Genomic DNA, 21,115 nt, shown 5'->3' with positions numbered 1-21,115 from the left:
GCCGTGCTCGCCGACGTGCTGCGCAGCAACCGCGACTTCCGCCGCTCGTTCCTCGCCGACCTCGCCTCCACCCTGGGCTCGGCGATGTCGACGATCGCCTACCCGCTGCTGGTGCTCGGCCTCGGCGGCAGCGCCGCGCAGGCCGGCGCGGTCGCCACGGTCACCCTGGTGACCCGGCTGGGCTTCCGCCTCCCGGCGGGCAGCCTGGTCGACCGGTGGAACCGGCGCACGGTCATGCTGACCACCGACCTGGTGCGGATGCTGGCGGTGGCGAGCATCCCGCTGACCGCCCTGTCCGGCCCGCCCGCCTACCCGCACCTGCTGCTGGTGGCCGCGGTCGAGGGCATGGCGACGGCGCTGTTCGGACCGGCCAACACCGTCCTCACGCGGGACATCGTCGCCAAGGAGCACCTGGCCGACGCGCTCGGCATCGGCCAGGCCCTGCAGTCGGTGGTGAGCCTGGCCGGCCCGGCGCTCGGCGGCGTGCTGTACGCGGCCGACCCGATGCTGCCGTTCACGGTGGACGCGGTGTCGTACGGCGTCTCGGCGCTGCTGCTGTGGCGCATCGGGGTGCGGCCAGGACCCACCGAGCGGCGCGGCGAGGACCGGGGGGTGCTGGCGGGCATCCGCTGGCTGTTCGGGCAGCGGGCGCTGTTCGTGATCCTGGTGTACGCCGCCGTCGTCAACCTGGTCGCGGCGGCCATCGACGTGGTGGTGATCCTGGAGCTGCAGGGCGACGGGGAGCCCGGCTGGGTGATCGGCCTGGTGCTGTCCTGCGCGGGCGTCGGCGGGGTGGCCGGCTCGCTGCTGGCGCCGTGGTTCGTCCGGCACCTGAGCGTGCCGACGATCCTGCTGGGGATCGGGGCGGGCTGGACGGTGCTGCTGGCGGTCTTCACGGTGACCTTCCGGCCGCCGGTGGTCGCCGCGCTGCTGACGCTGCTGATGATGCTCTCCCCGGCGGCCGGGGTGGTGGTCGGGCAGGCGGTGTTCGGGCAGAGCCCGCGGCACCTGATCGGCCGGGTCAGCGCCGCCACCGGGCTGCTGCTCGGCGGGCTGGCCGCGCTCGGGCCGGTGACGGCGGGCACCCTGCTCGACGCGCTCGGCGGGCCCGGCACCTGGGCGGTGCTCGCGGTGCTGACCGGCGCGGTGACGGCGGGCGGCTGGCTGCCGCTGCAGGCGGCCCGCCGGCTCGGCGGGGCTCCGGCGAAGCCCGGGCCCGCCCCCGAGCCCGTCCCCGCCCCCGGGCCCGGACCGGCTCACGGGGAGGCGGCCGAGGACCCCCTGCTGGCCGTGGTCACCCACGCCGCCGACCCCGCCGAACCGGTCGCACCCGCCGGCCCCGCGCCGACCCCGCCCGCCGCCGCCCCGGAGCCGGAGCCGGACCCCGGCCCCCGGCGACCCCGACGACCCCGACCCCCGGAGGACCGCGGATGACCGGCCCCGCCCTGCCGCCCGACCCGTACCGCTGGCTGGAGGACGCCGACGACCCGGCCGTCCGGGAGTGGACGGAGAAGCAGGACGCGCACTACCGCTCGGCCGCCGACGGCTGGACGGCGCGCGCCTCCGCCGAGGCCCGGCTGGCCGAGCTGTCCGAACGGCTCGCCGCCCGCTCCGCCCCGCGCCCGGCCGGCGGCCGGCTCTTCCTCACCCGTGCACTGCCCGGCGCCGAGCACCCCGAGCTGGTCGTCGTGGAGCCGTCCGGCGAGGTCCGGGTGCTGGTCGACCCGGCACGGCTGGACCCGACCGGCGGCACCACCCTGGAACGCTGGGAGCCCTCCTGGGACGGCCGCCGGCTCGCCTACCAGCTGGCGGCCGGGGGCACCGAGGACTCCTCGCTGTTCGTCCTGGACGTCTCCTCCGGGCGCCTGCTCGACGGCCCGGTCGACCGGGTCCGCCGCACCACGGTCGCCTGGCTGCCGGACGGCAGCGGCTTCTACTACGTCCGCCGGCTGCACCCCTCGCTCAACCCCGGCGAGGGCCGCTACCACCGGCGGGTGCGGCTGCACCGGATCGGCACCGACCCCGAGCAGGACCCGGTGGTCTTCGGGGAGGGCCGGGGGAAGACCCAGCACTACGCCGTGCGGATCTCCCCCGACGGCCGCTGGCTGGCCGTCAGCGCCACCGCCGGGGCCGCGCCCCGCAAGGACCTCTGGCTCGCCGACCTGCTCGGCGCCGACCCCGCGCGGCCGCCGCTGCGGACCGTGCAGGAGGGCCTCGACGCGCGCTCGACGCCGCACCTGCGCCCCGGCACCGCGCCGGACGGCCGCCTCTACCTGACCACCGATCTGGACGCCCCGCGCGGCCGGGTGGTGGTCACCACCCCGGGCGACCCCTCCCCCGGCACCTGGACCGACCTGGTCCCGGAGGACCCGCAGGCCGTCCTGGAGGACTTCGCCGTCCTGGACGGCCCCGGGCTCGACCGGCCGCTCGCGCTGGTCGTGCGCACCCGGCACGCGGTGGGCGAGGTCGCCGTGCACGACCTGGCCGACGGCCGGCTGCTCGCCGCGGTGCCCGTCCCGCCGTGCGGCACGGTCGGCCCGCTGCGGGTGGACGCCGCCGGGGGGCACGAGGCCTGGTTCGTCCACACCGACTTCACCACCCCGCCGACCGTGCTGCGCTACGACGCCCGCACCGGCGAACTGGACGCCCCGGCCGTCCCCGGCCTCCCCGCCCCGCAGTCCCTCGGGCCCGCCGGGGCCGCCGGGGCCGCGGTGGCGCAGACCCGGCAGGTGGTCTTCACCTCGCGCGACGGCACCGCCGTACGGATGTTCGTGATCGCCCCGCCCGGCGCGCTCGGCGCCGACGGCCGGCCGGACCGCCCGCGCCCGGCGATCCTCACCGGCTACGGCGGCTTCGGCCAGTCGCTGACCCCCGGCTGCTCGCCGGAGATCATCGCCTGGGTCGCGGCCGGCGGGGTGTACGCGGTCGCCAACCTGCGCGGTGGCGGCGAGGAGGGCGAGGAGTGGCACCGCGCCGGGATGCTCGACTGCAAGCAGAACACCTTCGACGACTTCCACGCCGCCGCCGACCACCTGGTGGCGGCCGGCTGGACCACCCCGCGCCGGCTCGGCATCTGGGGGGCCTCCAACGGCGGTCTGCTGGTCGGGGCCGCGCTGACCCAGCGGCCGGAGCGCTACGCCGCCGCGGTCTGCATGGCGCCGCTGCTCGACATGGCCCGCTACGAGCTGTCCGGGATGGGTCCGAGCTGGGTCGGCGAGTACGGCAGTGCGGCGGACCCGGAGCAGCTCGCCCACCTGCTCGCGTACTCGCCGTACCACGCCGTCCGGCCGGGCACCGACTACCCGGCGGTGCTGTTCGCGGTGTTCGACGGTGACAGCCGGGTGGATCCGCTGCACGCCCGCAAGACGGCCGCCGCGCTGCAGGCGGCGACCGCCGGCGGGCGGCCGGTGCTGTTCCGGCTGGAGCGCGGGGCCGGCCACGGGGCCCGGGCGGCCTCCCGGCGCACCGCGCTCTTCGCCGACCTGCTCGCCTTCTTCGCCGACCGGCTCGGGCTCCCGGGGGGCTTCTGACCGATCCCCCCGGGAGCCCCGGGTCCTGTCCGGCCGCGCGCTACCGGCCCAGCTCCGCCCGGACGGCGGCGAGCAGTTCGTCCCGGGCGGAGCGCAGGAAGAAGTGGCCGCCCGGCAGGACGTGCCGGGCGAAGCGCCCGCCCGCCTGCTCCCGCCAGGGCGCCACCCGGGCGGGCGGCACCTCCTCGTCGTCGGCGCCCGCGAAGGCCACCACCGGGCAGCCGAGCGGCGGCCCGGCCCGGTGGGCGTAGGTCTCGCAGACCGCGAAGTCGGCGCGGATGGTCGGCAGCAGCAGTTCGACCAGCTCCGGTACGGCGCAGACCTCCTCGGGGAGGCCGCCCATCGCGCGCAGCCGCTCCACCACGGCCGCGTCGGGCAGCTCGTGGACGAGCGGGTGCTCGCGCCGCAGGGTCGGGGCGAGGCCGCCGGAGACGAACAGCGCCCGCGGTTCGCCGTGGCCGCGCCGGCGCAGCTCCCGGGCCAGCCCGAAGGCCACCAGCGCGCCCATGCTGTGTCCGAACAGCGCGTACGGGACGCCGAGTTCGCCGGTCAGGGCGGAGGCGAGGGCCTGCACCAGCGGGTCCAGCCGGTCGTACGGCGCCTCCCGGGCGCGGGTCTGGCGCCCGGGCAGTTCGACCGGGCAGACCTCGATGTCCGGGCCGAGCCGGCCGGCCCAGTCGGTGTAGACGGCGGCGGCGCCGGCCGCGTACGGCAGGCAGAACAGCCGGAGGGCGGGCGGCACGGCCCCGCGCGGGGTGCCGACGATCCAGCCGTCGGCCCGTACCGCGCGGCGTGCCGCGAGGGGGATCGCAGAGGTGTTCACGTGCGGATGCTCCGTGGGGTCGGTCGGTCGGCGGGTCAGTGGGCGAGCAGGGCCCGGGCCTCCTCCTCGGACATCCCCTCCAGGTCGGAGAGCAGCAGGTCCTCCAGGACGGCCGCGGTCTCGGCCAGGGTGGGGCTGTCGAAGAGGACCCGGATCGGGATCTCCAGCTCCAGGGCCTTGCGCAGGTGGACGACGGCGCGCATGGCCATCAGCGAGTCGCCGCCGAGGGCGAAGAAGTTGTCGTGGACGCCGACGCGCTCCGCCTGCAGCAGTTCGGCCCACACCTCGGCGACGGTCTCCTCGATCGGCGTGCCCGGGGCCTCGTACGGGGGCGCGGCCTCGTCGACGGCGTCCTCGGGCACGACCAGCGCCTTCCGGTCGACCTTGCCGTTGGCGGTGAGCGGCAGCGCGTCGAGCTCCAGGTAGACCACCGGCACCATGTAGCGGGGCAGCTTGGCGGCGAGGAACTCGCTGACGTCCGCGGGCACCGTGCGGCACTCCTGCGGGAGGACGAAGGCGACCAGCCGCTTGGCGCCGCGCGGTTCGCCCTGGACGGCGACGACCGCGGCCCGGACGTCCGGGTGCTGCATCAGCGCGGCCTCGATCTCGCCGAGCTCGATGCGGTAGCCCTGCACCTTGACCTGGAAGTCCTCGCGGCCGAGGAACTCGATCTCGCCGCCGGGGAGCAGCCGGCCCAGGTCGCCGGTGCGGTAGAGCCGCTCGCCGGTCACCGGGTGGGTGGGGAAGGCCGCCGCCGTACGGGCCCGGTCGTGCAGGTAGCCGAGGGCGAGCCCGGTGCCGCCGATGTACAGCTGACCGGGGACGCCGGCCGGGCGGGGGCGCAGCGCCTCGTCGAGGACGTGGAACTGCTGGTTCCGCATCGGCCGGCCGTACGGGATGCTCGCCCAGTCGGCGGGCACCTCGCCGATCGGGTACAGGATCGACCAGATCGACGCCTCGGTCGCGCCGCCGAGGCTGACCACCTCGGGGACGCCGAGCAGCCGCCGGATCCGGTCGGGCAGGGTGACGGGCAGCCAGTCGCCGCTGAGCATCACCAGGCGCAGCGCGGCGCCGGCCGCCCCGGTGACGCCGATGTGCTCGACCAGCAGCTCCATCAGCGCGGGCACCGAGTTCCACACCGTGACGCCGGCCCCGGTGAGCAGGTCCAGCCAGGCGGCCGGGTCGCGGTGCGCGCCCGCGTCGGGCAGCACCACCGCGCCGCCGACGGCCAGCGGGCCGAAGACGTCGTACACCGACAGGTCGAAGCTGAGCGAGGAGAGCGCCAGCACCCGGTCGTCGGCGCCGACGCCGAAGCGGTCGTTGATGTCGGCGACGGTGTTCAGGGCGCCGCGGTGGTCGATCATCACGCCCTTGGGCAGCCCGGTGGAGCCGGAGGTGAAGATCACGTACGCGAGGTCGCCGGGGCCGGCCGGGACGGCGGGCCGCAGCGGAACGCCGTCGGCGGGCAGCGCGTCGACGCACAGCACCGCCTCCGCGCCGGCCGACCGGCCGTGCACCCGGCCGGCCGTCCCGGTCTGCGTCAGCACCGCCCGGACCTTGCCGTGGTGGAGCAGGAACTCGATCCGCTCGTCCGGGAGTTCGGGGTCGATCGGCAGGTAGGCGGCGCCCGCGGCGAGGATGCCGAGGACGGCGGCGCACTGCTCCCAGCCCTTCTCCATCACCACCGCGACCAGGTCGCCCGGCCGCAGCTCCAGGTCGGCGAGCCGGCCGGCGATGCCGTGGGCGCGGGCGGCCAGTTCGCCGTAGCTCAGCGTGCGGGACGGCGTGATCACCGCGGGCCGCTCCGGGGTGCGGGCGGCGGCGGCGAAGAACGGCTCGTGCAGCAGCCCCTCCGGCAGCCGGCCGGCGGTGCGGTTGTACGCCTCCCAGGCGGCCAGGTCGGCGCCGGGCACCAGGCTCGGCACGGCCCGCTCCCACTGCGCCTCGTCCGCGGCGAGCCGGCCCAGCAGCTCCAGGGTGGCGGCGTGCATCGCGGTGACCATCCCGTCGGGGAACAGCCCCTCGACGGCGTCGATGTCGAGCACCAGCGCGCCGTCCGCCTCGTACACCTGCGCGTCGATCCAGACCTGCGGGGTCTGCGAGATGCTGTAGGCGACCTCGCCGAGCTGCTCGTCCGCGCCTCCGTGGTTGGCGAAGAGGCTGGTGAACACGACCGGCATGGCGGCGGCGCTGTCGCCGCGCATCCGCTTCATCTCGCGCAGCACCCGGACCCCGCTGTACAGCCGGTGGTCGAGGTCGGTGGCCAGCCGGTCGCGGACGGCCTCCGCACGCACCCGGAACGGCGCCTCGCTCACCGCGTCGATCTCCAGCAGGGTGACCGAGGTGAAGTCGCCGATGATCGCGTCCACCTGCGGGTGCAGCGGCAGGCGGTTGGCCATCGGCAGGTTGAGGGTGAAGCGGCGGTGCTTGGACCAGGTCGCCAGCACCTCGCTCCAGGCCGTCAGCAGCAGCGCCGTCGGGGTGATGCCGCGCCGCGAGGCCGCCGCCTTGACATGGGCCCACGGGCCGGCCGGCAGCTCGCCGGAGGTGCGGTGGAAGCGCGGGGTGTCGATGGTGCGCGGGTCGCGGGCGAGCGGCAGCTCGGGCGCGAGGGCCAGCTCCGGGACGCGCTCCTGCCAGTACGCCTCGGCGCGCCGGAAGCGGTCGGTCCGCTCCAGGGCCTGCTCGGCCAGCACGTAGTCGCGGAACGAGAGCTCCAGCGCGGGCAGTTCGGCGTCCGGGCGGGTGTAGAGGTGGGCCAGCTCCCGCATCAGCAGGTTGTACGCCCAGGCGTCGGTGATCAGGCCGTCGACGCTGTAGTGCAGCCGGCCCACCCCGCCGTCCATCAGGGTGGCGCGCAGTTCGAACAGCGGCCAGCGGTCGGGCACGAAGACCTGGTGGGACATCGCCGTCCGGGTCTCCTCCAGCACCGCCCGCGCGTGATCGGCGGGCAGGCCGCGGACGTCCTCGGCGGCGATCACGTAGTCGGGCACGGCGGCGAGGATCTCCTGCTCGCCGTGCGGGTGCACGATCGCGCGGAGCATCCCGTGCCGGGCGACCAGCCGGCGGAACGCCTGCTCCATCCGGGGCAGGTCGAGGCCGGGGACGTCGAACTCCTCGTAGCCGTGCATGCCGACGTTGCCCAGCTCGAACACCCCGGTGCGGCCGACCAGGTAGGCCTGCTGCACATCGGTCAGCGGGAACGGCAGGGCGGCCGACGCCGGGTCCGGCACCACCGCCGGCAGCGCCTCCGCCGGGCCCCCCTCCCCCGCCGACTCCCGGGCCGCCCGGACGGCGGCGGCCAGCCCCCGCACGGTCGGCTCGGCGACGAAGGTGCGCAGCGCCAGCTCGACCCCGCACACCTGGCGGACCCGGGTGACGAACTGGGCGGCCAGCAGCGAGTGCCCGCCTAGCTCGAAGAAGCCGGCGGCCGGGTCGACGTCCGGCACGCCGAGCAGATCGGCGAAGATCCCGGCGATCCGCTCCTCGGTCGCGTCCGCGTACTGCGGGGCCCCGGCGGCGGCCGGGCCGTCCTCCGGCTGCTCCGGGGTGACCACGGTGTGGCAGGGGCCGGTCGCGGCGCCCACCACCCGGGCGGCGGCCCGCTCGACGGCGGCCGGGTCGGCGTCCTGCCAGCCGAAGGTCGTCCAGAGCAGCTCCGACTCCCGCCGGACGAGCGCGACCGCGGCCTCGACGACCCCGGCGAGCGGCGCCTCGGCGCCGGCGGCCACCACATGGACCTCGCAGCCGGTCAGGGTGCCGGCGGGGGCCTCCCGGACGGCCGCGGTGCAGCGGTCGAGCAGGTCGAGGGCCTGCTGTGCGGGCGCGTCGGCGTCCAGCAGGACGAGCGCGGTGGACGGGGCGGCGGCGAGCGAGGCGGCGGCGGACGGGTCGGCGGCGGGCTCCGGAGCGGTGAGGTCGGCGGTGGTCCGGGCGCCGGCCCGGGTGAGGGCCCGCTCGGCCGCGGCGACCAGCGCCGGGTCGCCGGCCAGCGCGTACCCGGCACCGGTGTGCCGGTCGTCGGCCGGGGCGGTGCGCAGCGGTTCGAGGCCGGCCGCGAAGCGGTGGCCGCCGCGCAGGGCGAGCACCGGGGCCTGCGCCGGGGCGGCGGCCTCGGCGGCGACGGCGGTGAGCAGGCGGCGCAGCACCGCGGCGGCCGGCGGGGCGTGGAGCGGGCCGGCCGCGGCCGGGTCGGGGACGTCCAGCAGAGTGCGGGTGCCGGGCCGGCCGGCCGCCGCCCAGGCGGTGAGCGCGCCCCTGCGGGGCTGCAGCGGCTCCTCGCCGGTGACGTCCAGGGCGCCGGAGGAGACCACGAGGATCCGGGCGGCCAGGTCGCCGCGGGCCTCCAGGGCCTGCCCCAGCAGGTCGAGCGCGGGCAGGTCCGCCCCGGACGGCTCGCCGTCCGGGCCGTCGGCGCCGAGCGGCCCGCCGAAGACCACCCCGGCGATCCGCTCGCCCTCGGCGACCGGCAGCACCGGCGGCACCTCGGCGGCCGTCCCGGCCGCGACGGCGGTCAGGCCCGCGGCCCGCAGCCGGTCGGCGAGGCCGTCGAGGGCGCCAGCCGGGTCGGTGAGCACCAGCCAGGTGCCGGCCGCGGCGGCGGCCGGTCGGGCGGCCGGCGGTCCGGTCCGCCGGTAGCCGCGCACCGCCAGGCCCTCGGCGCCGGCGGCCGGACGGGCCGGGTGCCCGCCGCGCGGCGGGTCGATCCAGCAGCGCTCGCGCTCGAACGGGTAGGTCGGCAGGACGGTGCGGCGCGGTTCGCCGCCGCCGTGCAGCCGGGCCCAGTCGAGCTCCACCCCGAGGCACCACAACTCGCCCGCGGCGGTGAGCAGTTCCACCCGGGCGTCGGAGTCGTCGGCGGCCGTCGGCAGTGAGGAGACCGCGGCGAGGGGCGCCGTGCCGCCCCGGGCCAGGGCGGTCAGCACCCGCCCGGGGCCGACCTCCAGCAGCACCGCGCCGGGGCGGTCGACGGTGCGCAGGGCGTCGTCGAAGCGGACGGCGGAGCGCAGCTGGCGGGCCCAGTAGGTGGGGTCGGTGGCCTGCTCGTCGGTGATCCAGGTGCCGGTGACGTTCGAGACGAACGGCAGGCTCGGCGGCTCGGGCCGCAGCCGGGCGACCTCCGCCGCGAAGGCCGCGGCGGCGTCGTCCATGGCACGCGAGTGGAAGGCGTGCGAGGTGCGCAGCAGCCGGGTGTCGAGGTCGCGCGCGGCGAGCAGGGCGCGCAGCTCCTCGACGGCGCCGGCCGGGCCGGAGACCACGCACTGGCGCGGCCCGTTGACGGCGGCGAGGTCGAGCCGGCCGCCGAGCAGCGGCAGCAGCTCCGCCTCGGGCAGCGGCACGGCGGCCATCGCCCCGGCGGGCGCCTGCTGCATCAGCCGGCCGCGGGCGGCGACCAGCCGCAGCGCGTCCTCGAACGGGAGGACGCCCGCCACGCAGGCGGCGACCAGCTCGCCCAGGCTGTGCCCGACCATCGCCGTCGGCCGCACGCCCCGGTCCGCCCAGAGCGCGGCGAGCGCGTACTCGACGGCGAACAGCGCGGGCTGGGCGTACTCGGTGCGGTCCAGGGCCGCGCGGGCGGCGTCGCGCTCCTCGTCGGCGGGGTGGAGCAGCCGGCGCAGGTCGGTGCCGAGGACGGGCAGCAGGACGGCCGCGGCCCGGTCGATCTCCGCGCGGTAGACCGGCTCGTGCTCGTACAGGGCGCGGCCCATGGCGGGGCGCTGGGTGCCCTGGCCGGAGAAGGCGAACACCACCGTGCGGTCCGCGTCGGCGGCGGGTCGGGCGGGGGCCGGGAGGCGCAGCGCCCCGGCGGCGCCCTGCGGGTCGGCGGCGACCGCGAAACCGCGGTGCGCGAGGGCCCGGCGCCCGGTCTGCAGGGTGTGGGCGGCGTCGCCGAGCGGCTCCCCGGGCCGGTCCGCCAGGTGGTCGGCGAGCCGGGCGGCGGTGGCGGCGAGGGCGGTCGGGGTGGCGGCCGAGTACGGCAGCAGGTGCGGCCGGGGGTCGGGGGCGGCGGCCGGGCGCGGCGGCGCCTCCTCCAGGACGACGTGCGCGTTGGTGCCGCCGATGCCGAAGGAGCTGACCCCGGCGCGCAGCACCCCGGCGGTCCACGGGGTGGCCTCGGTGACGACGTGGAACGGGCCGTCCTCGGTGCCGAGGGCCGGGTTGGGGGTGGTGCAGTGCAGCGAGGGCGGCAGTTCGCGGGCGCCGAGCGCCAGCACCGCCTTGATCATGCCGACCACGCCGGCGGCGGTGTCCAGGTGGCCGATGTTGGTCTTGACCGAGCCGAGGGCGCAGCGGTGGTCGGCCCCGGTGTCGCCGAAGGCGGTCCGCAGGGCGGCCACCTCGATCGGGTCGCCGATCCGGGTGCCGGTGCCGTGCGCCTCGACGTAGGTCACGGTGGCCGGGTCGACCTCGGCGACGGCGAGCGCCTCGGCCACGGCGTCGGCCTGGCCCTCGACGCTCGGCGCGGTGAAGCCGACCTTGCGGGAGCCGTCGTTGTTGATCGCGGTGCCGCGGACGACCGCGTGGATCACGTCGCCGTCGGCGAGCGCCTTGTCCAGCCGCTTGAGGACGACGACCCCGGCACCGCTGGCGGGCACCGCGCCGCCGGCGTCCGCGTCGAAGGCCCGGCAGTGGCCGTCGGGCGACAGCACCCCGCCCTCCTCGTAGCGGTAGCCCTGCTCCTGGAGGGCGTTGACGGTGGCTCCGCCGGCCAGCGCGACGTCGCACTCGCCGCTGATCAGGGCCTGGCAGGCGAGGTGGACGGCGACCAGCGAGGTGGAGCAGCCGGTCTGCACGCTGACGCTGGGGCCGTGCAGGTCGAGCTTGTAGGAGACCCGGGTCGGCATGAAGTCCTTGTCGTTGCCGAGAGAGGTCTGGAAGGCGCCGATCCGCTCGACGAGCCCGTCGTGGGCGAGCAGGTTGTGGTGGAGGTAGGAGCTCTCCCCCACGCCGGCGTAGACGCCGGTGACCAGGTCGTCGGGGCCGGCGGTACAGCTCGCGCGTTCCAGGGCCTCCCAGGCGCATTCGAGGAAGAGCCGGTGCTGCGGGTCGAGCATCTGCGCCTCGCGGGGCGAGAAGCCGAAGAAGCGGGCGTCGAAGTCGGCGGCGCCGTCGAGCACGCCGAAGGCCCGGACGCGGGCCGGGTCGGCGAGCTCCTCGGGCGCCACGCCCGCGGCGAGCAGCTGCTCGTCGGTGAGGGCGGCGACGGACTCCACGCCGTCGCGCAGGTTCTGCCAGAACTGCTCCGGGGTGTGGGCGCCCGGGACGCGCAGGGCCATGCCCACGACCGCAACGGCGCCGGCCGGCATCGGGTTCTCGTCGATCATCAGTTGTCTCCTGCGGTTCGGGGCGCGGCCGGCCGCCTGCGCGGCGGGCGCACGGTCTGGTGCTGCTTGCGTTCCTCGGCCCGGCGGCGGCCTGCGGCGCCGCCGGCCGGGCGGGGTTCGCCGCCCGCGGTGAGGTGGCGCGCCAGGGTGCGCACCGTCGGGAAGCGGAAGAGGTCGACGACGGGCACGTCCCGGCCGAGCGCCTCGGCCAGCCGGGTCTGGACCCGGACCATGAGCAGAGAGTGGCCGCCGAGGTCGAAGAAGTTGTCGTCGGCGCCGACGTGTTCGAGTCCCAGCACCCGGCACCAGATGTCGGCCAGGGTGCGGGCGAGCCCGGTCGCGGGCGGGCCGTCCGGTCGGCCGGTGCCGCTGGTCGCGGCGGGCGCGGGCAGCGCGCGCCGGTCGGTCTTGCCGCGCTCGCCGCGTGGCAGGGCCTCCAGGGCGACCAGCGCGGCGGGCACCATGTAGCCGGGCAGCCGCTCGGCGAGCCGGCCGCGCAGGTCGGCGGGTACGGCGGCGCCGGCCACCGCCAGGTAGCCGACCAGCTGCGGCCGGCCGGGGGTGTCCTCGCGCAGCAGCGCGGCGGCCTCCCGCACGGCGGGGTGGGCGGCGAGCGCGGCCTCGATCTCGCCGAGGTCGATCCGGAAGCCGCGTAGCTTGACCTGGTCGTCGCCGCGGCCGAGGAACTCCAGCTCCCCGGCCGCGGTGCGGCGGGCCCGGTCGCCGGTGGCGTACATCCGGGTGCCGGGCGGGCCCCACGGGTCGGGCAGGAAGGCGCCGGCGGTGCGGGCCGGGTCGCCCAGGTAGCCGTGGGCGACGCCGCCGCCGGCCAGGTGCAGCCAGCCGGTCACCCCGGGCGGCACGGGGCGCAGCGAGGCGTCCAGGACGTACGCCCGCACGCCGGGCAGCGGGCGGCCGATCGGCACGGTGGCACCGGGGGCCGGGGCGGGGCCGGGGGCGGGCTCGTGCACGGTGGCGGTGATGGTGGCCTCGGTGGGGCCGTAGGCGTTGAGCCACCGGACCCGGTCGGGGGCGGCAGCCCGCCAGGCGGCGAGCCGGCCCGCGTCGACGCGTTCGCTGCCGGTGACGACCAGCCGCAGGTCGGGGCAGGCCGCGACCGGGAACCGGTCGAGGGCGGCCACCCACTCGTGCCAGTAGGAGGCCGGCAGGTTGAGTACGGTGAGCCGCTCCTGCCGGGCGAGGGCGGTGAGTTCGTCGATGCCGGGCACCGGGCCCGGCGGCAGCAGGACGACGGCGGCGCCCCGGGCGAGGCCGGAGAACAGCTCCTCGGCGGCGACGTCGAAGGTGAGCGCGGCGAACTGCAGCACGCGGTCCTGCGGTCCGATCCGGTAGCGGTCGGCGACCGCCCGGACGGTGTGGGCGAGGTGGGCGTGGGCGACCACGACGCCCTTGGGGCGGCCGGTGGTGCCGGAGGTGTACAGGACGTAGGCGGGCGCCTGCGGGTGCACGGCGGGCTCGGCGGGGGCCGGACCGGCGGGCCCCGCGGCGCCGTCGAGGGCGTCCTCGACGGCGGCGAAGGGCACCGCGGTGCCGGGCGGCGGGCCGTCGGCGCGGGCGCCGAGCAGCAGCGCCGGGCGGGCGTCGTCGAGGATCGCGGCCAGCCGCCGGGGCGGCGCCTGCGGGTCGGTCGGCACGTACGCGGCACCGGACTTGAGGATGCCGAGCAGGGCGACCGGCCAGTCGGGGGTGCGGTCGAGGCGGACGGCCACGGTGGTGCCGGTGCCGATGCCGCGGGCCCGCAGGAAGGCGGCGACCCGGTCGGAGCGCGCGTCGAGGGCGGCGTAGTCGAGCGTCCGGCCGCCCTGGGCGATCGCGGTGCGCTCCGGCTGCCGGGCGGCGACGGCGCGGATCAGGTCGAGCACCGTACCGGCCGGCTCACCGTCGACCGGCCCGGCAGGCGCGGTCGCGGTCTCGGGCGCGGTCTCGGGCGCGGTCTCGGGTGCGGTCTCGGGTGCGGGCGCGGGCTGCAGGCCCGGCTCCGGCTCGGCGAGCGCCGGCAGCCGGTGCAGCGGGGTCCGCGGGTCGGCGAGCGCGGCCTCCAGCAGGAGCAGGTAGTGGCCGGTCAGCCGCTCGACGGTGGCCCGGTCGAACAGGTCGGTGTCGTACTCGACGGTGCCGCCGAGCGCGCCGGAGCCGAGGGTGCCCTCGTCCCAGGCCACCGTCAGGTCGAACTTGGCGGCGCGGACGGCCGATTCGCGCACCGCCACGGCGAGCCCGGGCAGGTCGGCGGTGTCCGCGGGCACGTCCTGCATGGCCAGCATCACCTGGAACAGCGGCGCCCGGCCGGGCTCGCGCGGCGGCCGGACCGCCTCGACGACCTGCTCGAACGGCACGTCCTGGTGGGCGGACGCGCCGAGCACGGCCTCCCGGACCAGGTCGAGCAGCCCGGCGAAGTCCAGCCCGTCGTCCCAGGCGGTACGGATCACCAGGGTGTTGACGAAGAAGCCGATCAGCCCCTCGAACTCGGGGCGGACCCGCCCGGAGACCGGGGTGCCGACGCTGACGTCCCGGCTGTCCGCGTACCGGCCCAGCAGCAGCTGGAACGCGGCCGTCAGCACCATGAACCTGGTCGCCCCGTACGCCCGGCAGACCTCGTCCAGCCGCCGGGTGGCCGCCGGGCCGAGCCGCACCGGCAGCACGTCGCCGCGGTGCCGGGGCACGGCCGGGCGCGGCCGGTCGGTGGGCAGCTCCAGGACGGGCGGGGCGCCGTGCAGCCGCTCCCGCCACCAGTCGAGCTGCTCCGCGCGGACCGGTCCTGCCAGGTGCCGGCGCTGCCACTGCGCGTAGTCCGCGTACTGCACCGGCAGGGCGGGCAGCGCGGGCGCGGTGCCGCGCACGGCCGCCGCGTACAGTGCGCCCAGCTCGCGCACCAGCACGCCCACCGACCAGCCGTCGGAGACCGTGTGGTGCATCGTCAGCAGCAGCTCGGCACGCTGCTCGGCGAGCCGCAGCAGCCGGGCCCGGAACAGCGGTCCGGCGGCGAGGTCGAACGGGCGCTGCGCCTCCGCGCGGGCCAGCCGCTCGGCCTCGGCGCCGCGCGCCGCCTCGGGCAGGGCGCGCAGGTCGACGGTGTCCAGCGGGTCGGCGGGCGGTTCGACGACCAGCTGGCGCGGGTCGCCGCCGCCGTCCGCGAAGACGGTGCGCAGCGCGGTGTGGCGGTGCAGCAGCCCGCGCAGGGCGGTGCGCAGCGCGGCGGTGTCCAGGGCCCCGTCGAGGGCGAGGACCAGCGGCACGTTGTAGAGGGCGCCGCCGGGGGCCAGCCGGTCGAGGAACCAGAGCCGCTGCTGCGCGTACGACAGCGGGTGCGGCCCCTCCCCGGCCGGGGTGACGGGGGTGCGGCCGACCGCCCGGGGCGCGCGGGCGGCGCGTTCGGCGAGCCCGGCGACGGTCGGCGCGGCGAAGAGGTCGCGGACGGCGAGCTCCACCCCGAGCCGGTCGGCGAGCCGGGCCACCGCGCGGCCGGCCAGCAGCGAGTGGCCGCCGAGGGCGAGGAAGTCGTCGTGCACGGACACCTCGGGCAGGCCGAGCAGTTCGGCCCACACCTCGGCGACGGCCGCCTCGGCGGGGGTGCGCGGCGCCACGTGGTCGGCGGCGCGGGCGCCGTCGGCGTCGGTGGGCGCGGGCAGGGCGCGGCGGTCCACCTTGCCGTTCGGGGTGACCGGCAGTTCGGGCACGGTGACGTAGCGGGCGGGCACCATGGCGGCGGGCAGCCGGGCGGCGAGGTGGGCGTGCAGGGCGCGCGGCTCGGCGGGCCGGCCGTCCCGGGTGACCACCCAGCCGACCAGCAGCCGGCCGTCGCCCTCGCCGCGGACGTCGACCACGGCGGCCCGGACGCCGGGGCAGTCCGCCAGCGCGCCGGCGATCTCCTCCGGTTCGATCCGGACGCCGCGGATCTTCAGCTGGGCGTCGGCCCGGCCCAGGTAGTCGAGTTCGCCGTCCTCGCGCCAGCGCACGATGTCGCCGGTGCGGTAGAGGCGCTCGCCGGGCTCGAAGGGGCAGGGCACGAAGCGCTCGGCGGTGAGGTCGGGCCGGCCGGCGTAGCCGCGGGCCAGGCCGGGGCCGCCGAGGTGCAGTTCGCCGGGGACGCCGATGCCGGCCTCGCGTCCGGCCGGGTCGAGGACGTGCAGCCGGGTGCCGGCGATCGGCCGGCCGATCGGCAGCCGGCCGTCCACCGCCGGTGCGGCGCCCACCTCGTGGACGGCGGCGACGGTGGTGCCCTCGGTCGGCCCGTACGCGTTGACCAGCCGCAGGCCCGGGAGGGCCCGGCGCAGCGCGGCCACCCGGCGGGGGTCGGCCGCCTCGCCGCCGAAGAACAGGGTGCGCAGCGGGGCGAACACCGCCGGGTCGTGGTCGGCGCAGCGGTGTGCGAGGACGGTGGTGAGCAGCATCGCGGTGACGCCGTGCTCGGCGAGGCGGGCGCCCAGCCGCTCGGGGGCGAGCACGTCGTCCTTGGCGATGCCGACCAGCCGGGCGCCGTTGAGCAGGGCGCCCCAGATCTCGAAGGTGGCCGCGTCGAAGGAGGTGTTGGCGACCTGGGCGACCGTGTCACCGGGGCCGAGGTCCAGGTAGGGGGTGTCGCGGACCAGGCGGACGATGCCGCGGTGGGTGATCTCGACGCCCTTGGGCCGGCCGGTGGAGCCGGAAGTGAAGAGCACGCAGGCCCGCTGGTCGGGGTGCGGTCCGGGCCGGGCGGCGGCCGGGCGGGCCGGCCCGTCGAGCGGCCGGTCGGTGCGGAGCACCGGGACGTCGCCGGCGAATCCGGGCTCCCGGTCGGCGAGCAGCAGGCGGGCGCCGCTGTCGGCCAGCATCAGGGCGAGCCGGGCGTCCGGGTGGCCCGGGTCCAGCGGCAGGTACGCGGCGCCGGCGGTGAGCACCGCGAGCATCGCGGTCACCAGGGCGGCGGACGGCTCCATGGCCAGCCCGACCACGCTCTCCGGGGTGACGCCGCGCTCGGCGAGCAGCCCGGCCAGCCGGTCGGCCCGGTCGCGGAGCGCGGCGTAGCCCAGGGTGGCGTCGGGGAACTGCACGGCGACCGCGTCGGGCGTCGCGTCGGCCTGCCGGTGGAAGGCCGCCAGGACGCTGCCGGCGGGGCCGCCGGCCGCCCGGCGGCCCCAGTCGGCGAGGCGGGCGCGCTCCTCGGCGGTGGTGTGGACGAGCTGCCCGACGGAGGCGGCCGGGGTGGCGAGTGCGGCGTCGAGCAGGGCCAGGTAGTGGCCGAGCAGCCGTTCGGCGGTGGCCCGTTCGAACAGGTCGGTGTCGTAGCCGAGGACGCCCTGCCGCAGCTCCTGGTCCCAGCCCAGGGCCAGGTCGTAGCACCCGTCGGCCGGGAGGCCCGGGCCGGTGGCGAACAGCGCCTCCACCGGCCCGTCCGTGCCGTGGTCCTTGCCGCCGTGGTCCTTGCCGCCGTGGTCCGGGCCGCCGTGGTCCGGGCCGCCGTGGTCCGGGCGGTCGGCGGCGAGCAGGTCGGTGAAGGGCGTCCGGTCCTCCCACCCGACGGCGCCGGTCCGCACCGCCCCGCCGCCGGACGGGGCGAGGGCCACCGCCGCCTCCCGGCGCCCGGTCCGACGGCCCAGCAGCAGCCGGTACACCGCGAGCAGCACGGCGGACGGCGCCACGCCGTGCGCCCGGCCCAGGGCGGCGACCCGCCCGGCCCGCTCCGCGCCGAGCGCGACCGGCAGCCGGCCGGTGGCCGGGCGCCGCACGGCGGGCCGCACCCGGTCGGTCGTCAGCTCCAGCGGCCCGGTCACGAGGCGGCTCCCGCCACCGCGCGCTCCTCGCCGCCCGCGGTCGCCCGGGCGACCCGGCCGCCGTCCAGCACCACGACGCGCTCGGCGTCGGCCAGCGCGTCGCCGCGGTGCGCGATGCACAGCACGGTGGCGCCCTTGAGCTCGGTGTCCAGGGTGCGGCGGATGTGCGCGTCGGTCTCGGCGTCCAGGCTGGCGGTGGCCTCGTCGATCAGCACGATCCGCGAGCGGTGCAGCAGCGCGCGGGCCAGGCAGAGCAGTTGGCGCTCGCCGGTGCTGAGCTGCGCGCCGCCGGAGGCGACGGTGTGGCCGAGCCCGCCGGGCAGGGCGAGCAGCCGGTCGGCGAGGCCGACCTTCGCCAGCACGGCCTCGATCTCGCCGTCCGGGAAGGCCTCGTACGGGTCGAGGTTGGCGCGCAGCGTGCCGGGCAGCAGCACCGGGTCCTGCGGGATCACCTCGATCCGCGCCCGCAGGTCGTGCAGCCGCAGGGTGGCGACGTCGACGCCGTCGATCAGGATCCGCCCGCTCTGCGGCTCGACGAACCGCAGCAGGGCGGCGAACAGGGTGGACTTGCCGCTGCCGGTGCGCCCGGCGATGCCGGTCTTCGCGCCGGCCGGGGCGTGGAAGGAGACGCCGTCCAGGGCGGCCGGGCCGCCCTCGGCGTACCGCAGGGTGACGTCCTCGAAGCGGATGTCGCCGGCGGCGGGCCAGCCCTCGGGCGCGGCGGCGCCGCCGTCCGACTCGGCCGGCACCCGGGTGTAGTCGTCGACCCGCTCGAAGCTGGCGAGCGCGAGGTCCATCGCCTGGACGGTCATCAGGCTCATCGCGAGGGTCTCGATCAGGGTGTAGACGAAGCTGATGCCGACGCCCGCGAAGCCCGCGCCGATGCCGCCCTGGACGACCAGCAGCGCGCCGTAGCCGAACAGCACCGCGGCGCCCATCAGGTCGAGCCGCAGGTTGAAGTGGCGGGAGAGCGAGTTGACGGTGTAGTCGGCGCGGTGCGCGGCCTGCGCGCGGGCCCGGAAGGCCCGCTGGTAGCCGTCGACCCGGGCCGGCCGGCCCTCGATCGAGGCGACGCCCTCGACCGCCTCGGTGAGCAGCGAGACCAGCGGCTCCTTGGCCTGCTTGGCGAGCCGGGAGGCCTCGACCGTGCTGGAGCGGGTGCGCTTCTGCCAGCGCAGGTAGACCAGCAGCACGATCGGGGTGAAGATCGCGGTGAGCGGGCTGGTGACGGCGAGCGCCAGCAGCGGGACGATCATGCCGACGGCGATCTTGAGGGTGTCCATCGTGTACTCGGGCAGTTCGAGGTCGATGGTCTCGGTGTCGGTGGAGAAGCGGGTCAGGACCCGGCCCGAGGAGCTCTTCTCGAAGAAGGAGAGCGGGGCCCGCAGCACCCGGCGCAGCATCGAGTCGTGCAGGGTCATGCCCGCCTTGACGCCGCGCGAGAAGCCGAAGGTGAACAGCGAGCGGTCCAGGACGAGCGTGAGCAGGCCTATCCCGGCGAACACCCCGGCGTACAGGGCGGTGTCCTCCCCCGGCCGCTCGGTCCACAGGCCCAGCCAGAAGGAGGAGGCGCCGAGCATGCCCTGGCCGAGGACGGCGAGCGCCACCAGGACCACCAGCAGCAGGCCGGGGGTGAGCACCCGCAGGTAGCCGCGGTAGGTGTCGCCGAGCACCTGGCCGGCCCGCACCGCGTCCTCGTCCGCGCCGTCCGCGCGGGCCTCCTCGGCCTCGGCGGCGGCCTGTGCGTCGGCGGCCTCGGCGGCGGCCCGTTCGGCGGCCTCCGCGGCGCGGGCGGCGGGCAGCAGCTCGGGCAGCCGGGAGCGGATCTCCTCGAAGGGGCCGACCGCGGCCACCCGGCCGCCGTCCAGCACCACCACGCGGTCGGCGCGCCGGGCGAGGTCCAGGCGGTGGGTGGCGACGATCCGGGTCCGGCCGGCGAGCACCCCGCCGAACAGCTCCTCGGTGATCACGGCGGCCACCGCGTCGTCGACCGCGCTGGTCGGGTCGTCGACGAGGTAGACGTCGGCGTCCTCGTACGCGGCGCGGGCGAGCGCGATGCGCTGGCGCTGGCCGCCGGAGAGGGTGGAGCCGCGCTCGCCGACCACCGCGGCGTCCCGGCCGGGCAGTGCGGCGAGGTCCGTCTCCAGGGCGGTGGCGCGCAGCACGGCGGCGTAGCGCGCGTCGTCGTGCGGGGCGAAGCAGCGGATGTTCTCGGCGACGGTGCCCTGCATGATCCACGGCCGCTGCGGCAGGTACACCGTGCTGCCGCCGGTGCGGGCGGTGCCGGCGACCGGGCTCAGCGCGCCGGCCAGGGCGCCGAGCAGGGCGGACTTGCCGCTGCCGACCCGGCCGAGGACGCAGACCAGCTCACCGGGGGCGATCTTCAGGTCGATGCCGTCCAGGCAGGGTTCGGCCGACTCGTCCGCGCCGGGCCAGGCGAAGGCCGCACCGGCCAGGTCGACGGTGCCCGCGGGCACCGGGGTCTCCTCCGCGGCCGGGGCCGGCGCGGCGGCGTCCGGGGCGTCCAGGAAGCCGGTCAGCTTGCCGAGCGCCACCCGCCAGGCGTTGCGCAGGTCGAAGTAGCGCACCAGCTCCGGCAGTTGGGAGCGCAGGACGGTGAGTACGGCGATCGCGGCGAACACGTCGGAGGCGCGCAGCTCGTGGCCGAGCGCCACGTAGGTGACCAGGGTGGCGGTGACCATCAGCACCGGCACGGCGGCGTTGACCAGGTACAGCGTGGCGAGGCGCTTCTGCCGGCCGACGAGCAGGGTGTTCAGCTTGGCCCGCTCGGCGGTGACGGCGCGCTCGGCGACGTCCTCCCAGCCGTGCGAGCGCAGGGTGCGCATCGCGCCGAGGAAGTCGCCGACCAGGCCGATCCGGGCGCCGTTGGCGTCGCGGATCCGCGGTTCGACCTCGTACAGCCGCTCGTTGGCGGCGTTCGACACGAAGAGGCCGGCCACCAGCAGGGCGATGCCGACCAGGCCGGCCCAGCCGAGCAGCACGCAGAGGATCACGCAGGAGCCGGCGATGCCCAGCGGCACCGCCCAGACCATGTGGAAGAAGGAGACCTGCCCGGCCTTCAGCGAGTCCGAGGAGGCCAGCGTGACGACCTCGCCGGTGGGGTGCGCGAGCCGCGCGCCGCGGTCCATCCGCAGGTACTTGCGCAGGACCTCGGTGCGCAGCAGCGCGTTGATCGAGTGGGTGGTCTTCCACGCCTCCGACCACTGGTGCTTGTGCGCCACCGAGTCGACCACGTGGAACAGCCCGAGGGCGCCGGCGATGAGCAGGCCCTGCCCCATCACGCCCTTGGCGTCGCCCTCGAACCACAGGACGAGCTCGCGCACGAACAGCGGCCCGAGGGTGGCGCAGACCTGGTACGTCAGGAAGATGAGCGCGGCGAACCAGAACCGCCGCCGGTACGTGTCGTACAGCGCCCGGCGCAGGCCGTCCTGCTGGTGGCGGCGTACCGCCCAGGCCCGTTCGAAGGCCGGGGCGACGCGCTCCAGGTGGTCGTACTCCGGCGGCACCAGGCTGTCCGCCGGTCCCAGGGACCGCTTCGCCCCGGCGGCCACCAGGACCGAGGGCCACTGGATGAAGACGCGGGAGAGCAGTCCCGCGCTCCCCTCGGCACTCGGCCGGCTCGGCAGCTTGTCCGTGTTCGCCACGTCG

At 77.4% G+C, this 21,115-nt stretch carries 6 protein-coding genes; 2 read left to right on the top strand and 4 right to left on the bottom strand.

Going from position 1 to position 21,115, the window contains the following annotated elements; translation table 11 throughout:
* The first annotated feature begins 3 nt into the window (after nucleotides 1-3).
* Nucleotides 4-1,434 carry an MFS transporter gene (locus ACWGB8_RS02460; RefSeq protein WP_452209447.1) on the top strand — a complete coding sequence of 477 codons (1,431 nt, stop codon included), beginning with the start codon at nucleotides 4-6 and terminating at the stop codon, nucleotides 1,432-1,434.
* Nucleotides 1,431-3,530 carry a prolyl oligopeptidase family serine peptidase gene (locus ACWGB8_RS02455; protein ID WP_452209445.1) on the top strand — a complete coding sequence of 700 codons (2,100 nt, stop codon included), beginning with the start codon at nucleotides 1,431-1,433 and terminating at the stop codon, nucleotides 3,528-3,530. The genes ACWGB8_RS02460 and ACWGB8_RS02455 overlap by 4 nt, the downstream gene beginning before the upstream one ends.
* Nucleotides 3,531-3,570: 40 nt before the next feature.
* Here the strand turns inward: ACWGB8_RS02455 and ACWGB8_RS02450 are convergent, their stop codons facing one another.
* The 4 genes from ACWGB8_RS02450 to ACWGB8_RS02435 are packed head-to-tail and all read right to left on the bottom strand — an operon-like array spanning nucleotide 3,571 to nucleotide 21,111.
* Nucleotides 3,571-4,353, bottom strand: a complete 783-nt coding sequence (locus ACWGB8_RS02450) for a thioesterase II family protein (RefSeq protein WP_452209443.1) — start codon at nucleotides 4,351-4,353, stop codon at nucleotides 3,571-3,573.
* Nucleotides 4,354-4,388: 35 nt separating this feature from the next.
* Nucleotides 4,389-11,678: a hybrid non-ribosomal peptide synthetase/type I polyketide synthase gene (locus ACWGB8_RS02445; protein WP_452209441.1), complete on the bottom strand. Its 7,290-nt coding sequence runs from the start codon at nucleotides 11,676-11,678 to the stop codon at nucleotides 4,389-4,391.
* On the bottom strand, nucleotides 11,678-17,446 hold the full coding sequence (locus ACWGB8_RS02440) for an amino acid adenylation domain-containing protein (RefSeq protein WP_452209439.1): 5,769 nt from the start codon (nucleotides 17,444-17,446) through the stop codon (nucleotides 11,678-11,680). The genes ACWGB8_RS02445 and ACWGB8_RS02440 overlap by 1 nt, the downstream gene beginning before the upstream one ends.
* Nucleotides 17,443-21,111: an ATP-binding cassette domain-containing protein gene (locus tag ACWGB8_RS02435; protein ID WP_452209437.1), complete on the bottom strand. Its 3,669-nt coding sequence runs from the start codon at nucleotides 21,109-21,111 to the stop codon at nucleotides 17,443-17,445. Before ACWGB8_RS02435 ends, ACWGB8_RS02440 begins: the two co-directional genes overlap by 4 nt.
* Between the last annotated feature and the right edge of the window lie 4 nt (nucleotides 21,112-21,115).

Source organism: Kitasatospora sp. NPDC054939 (genome assembly GCF_053610105.1).
Note: the sequence above shows the minus strand (reverse complement) of the source record. Positions and strands in the feature narration are given on the sequence as shown.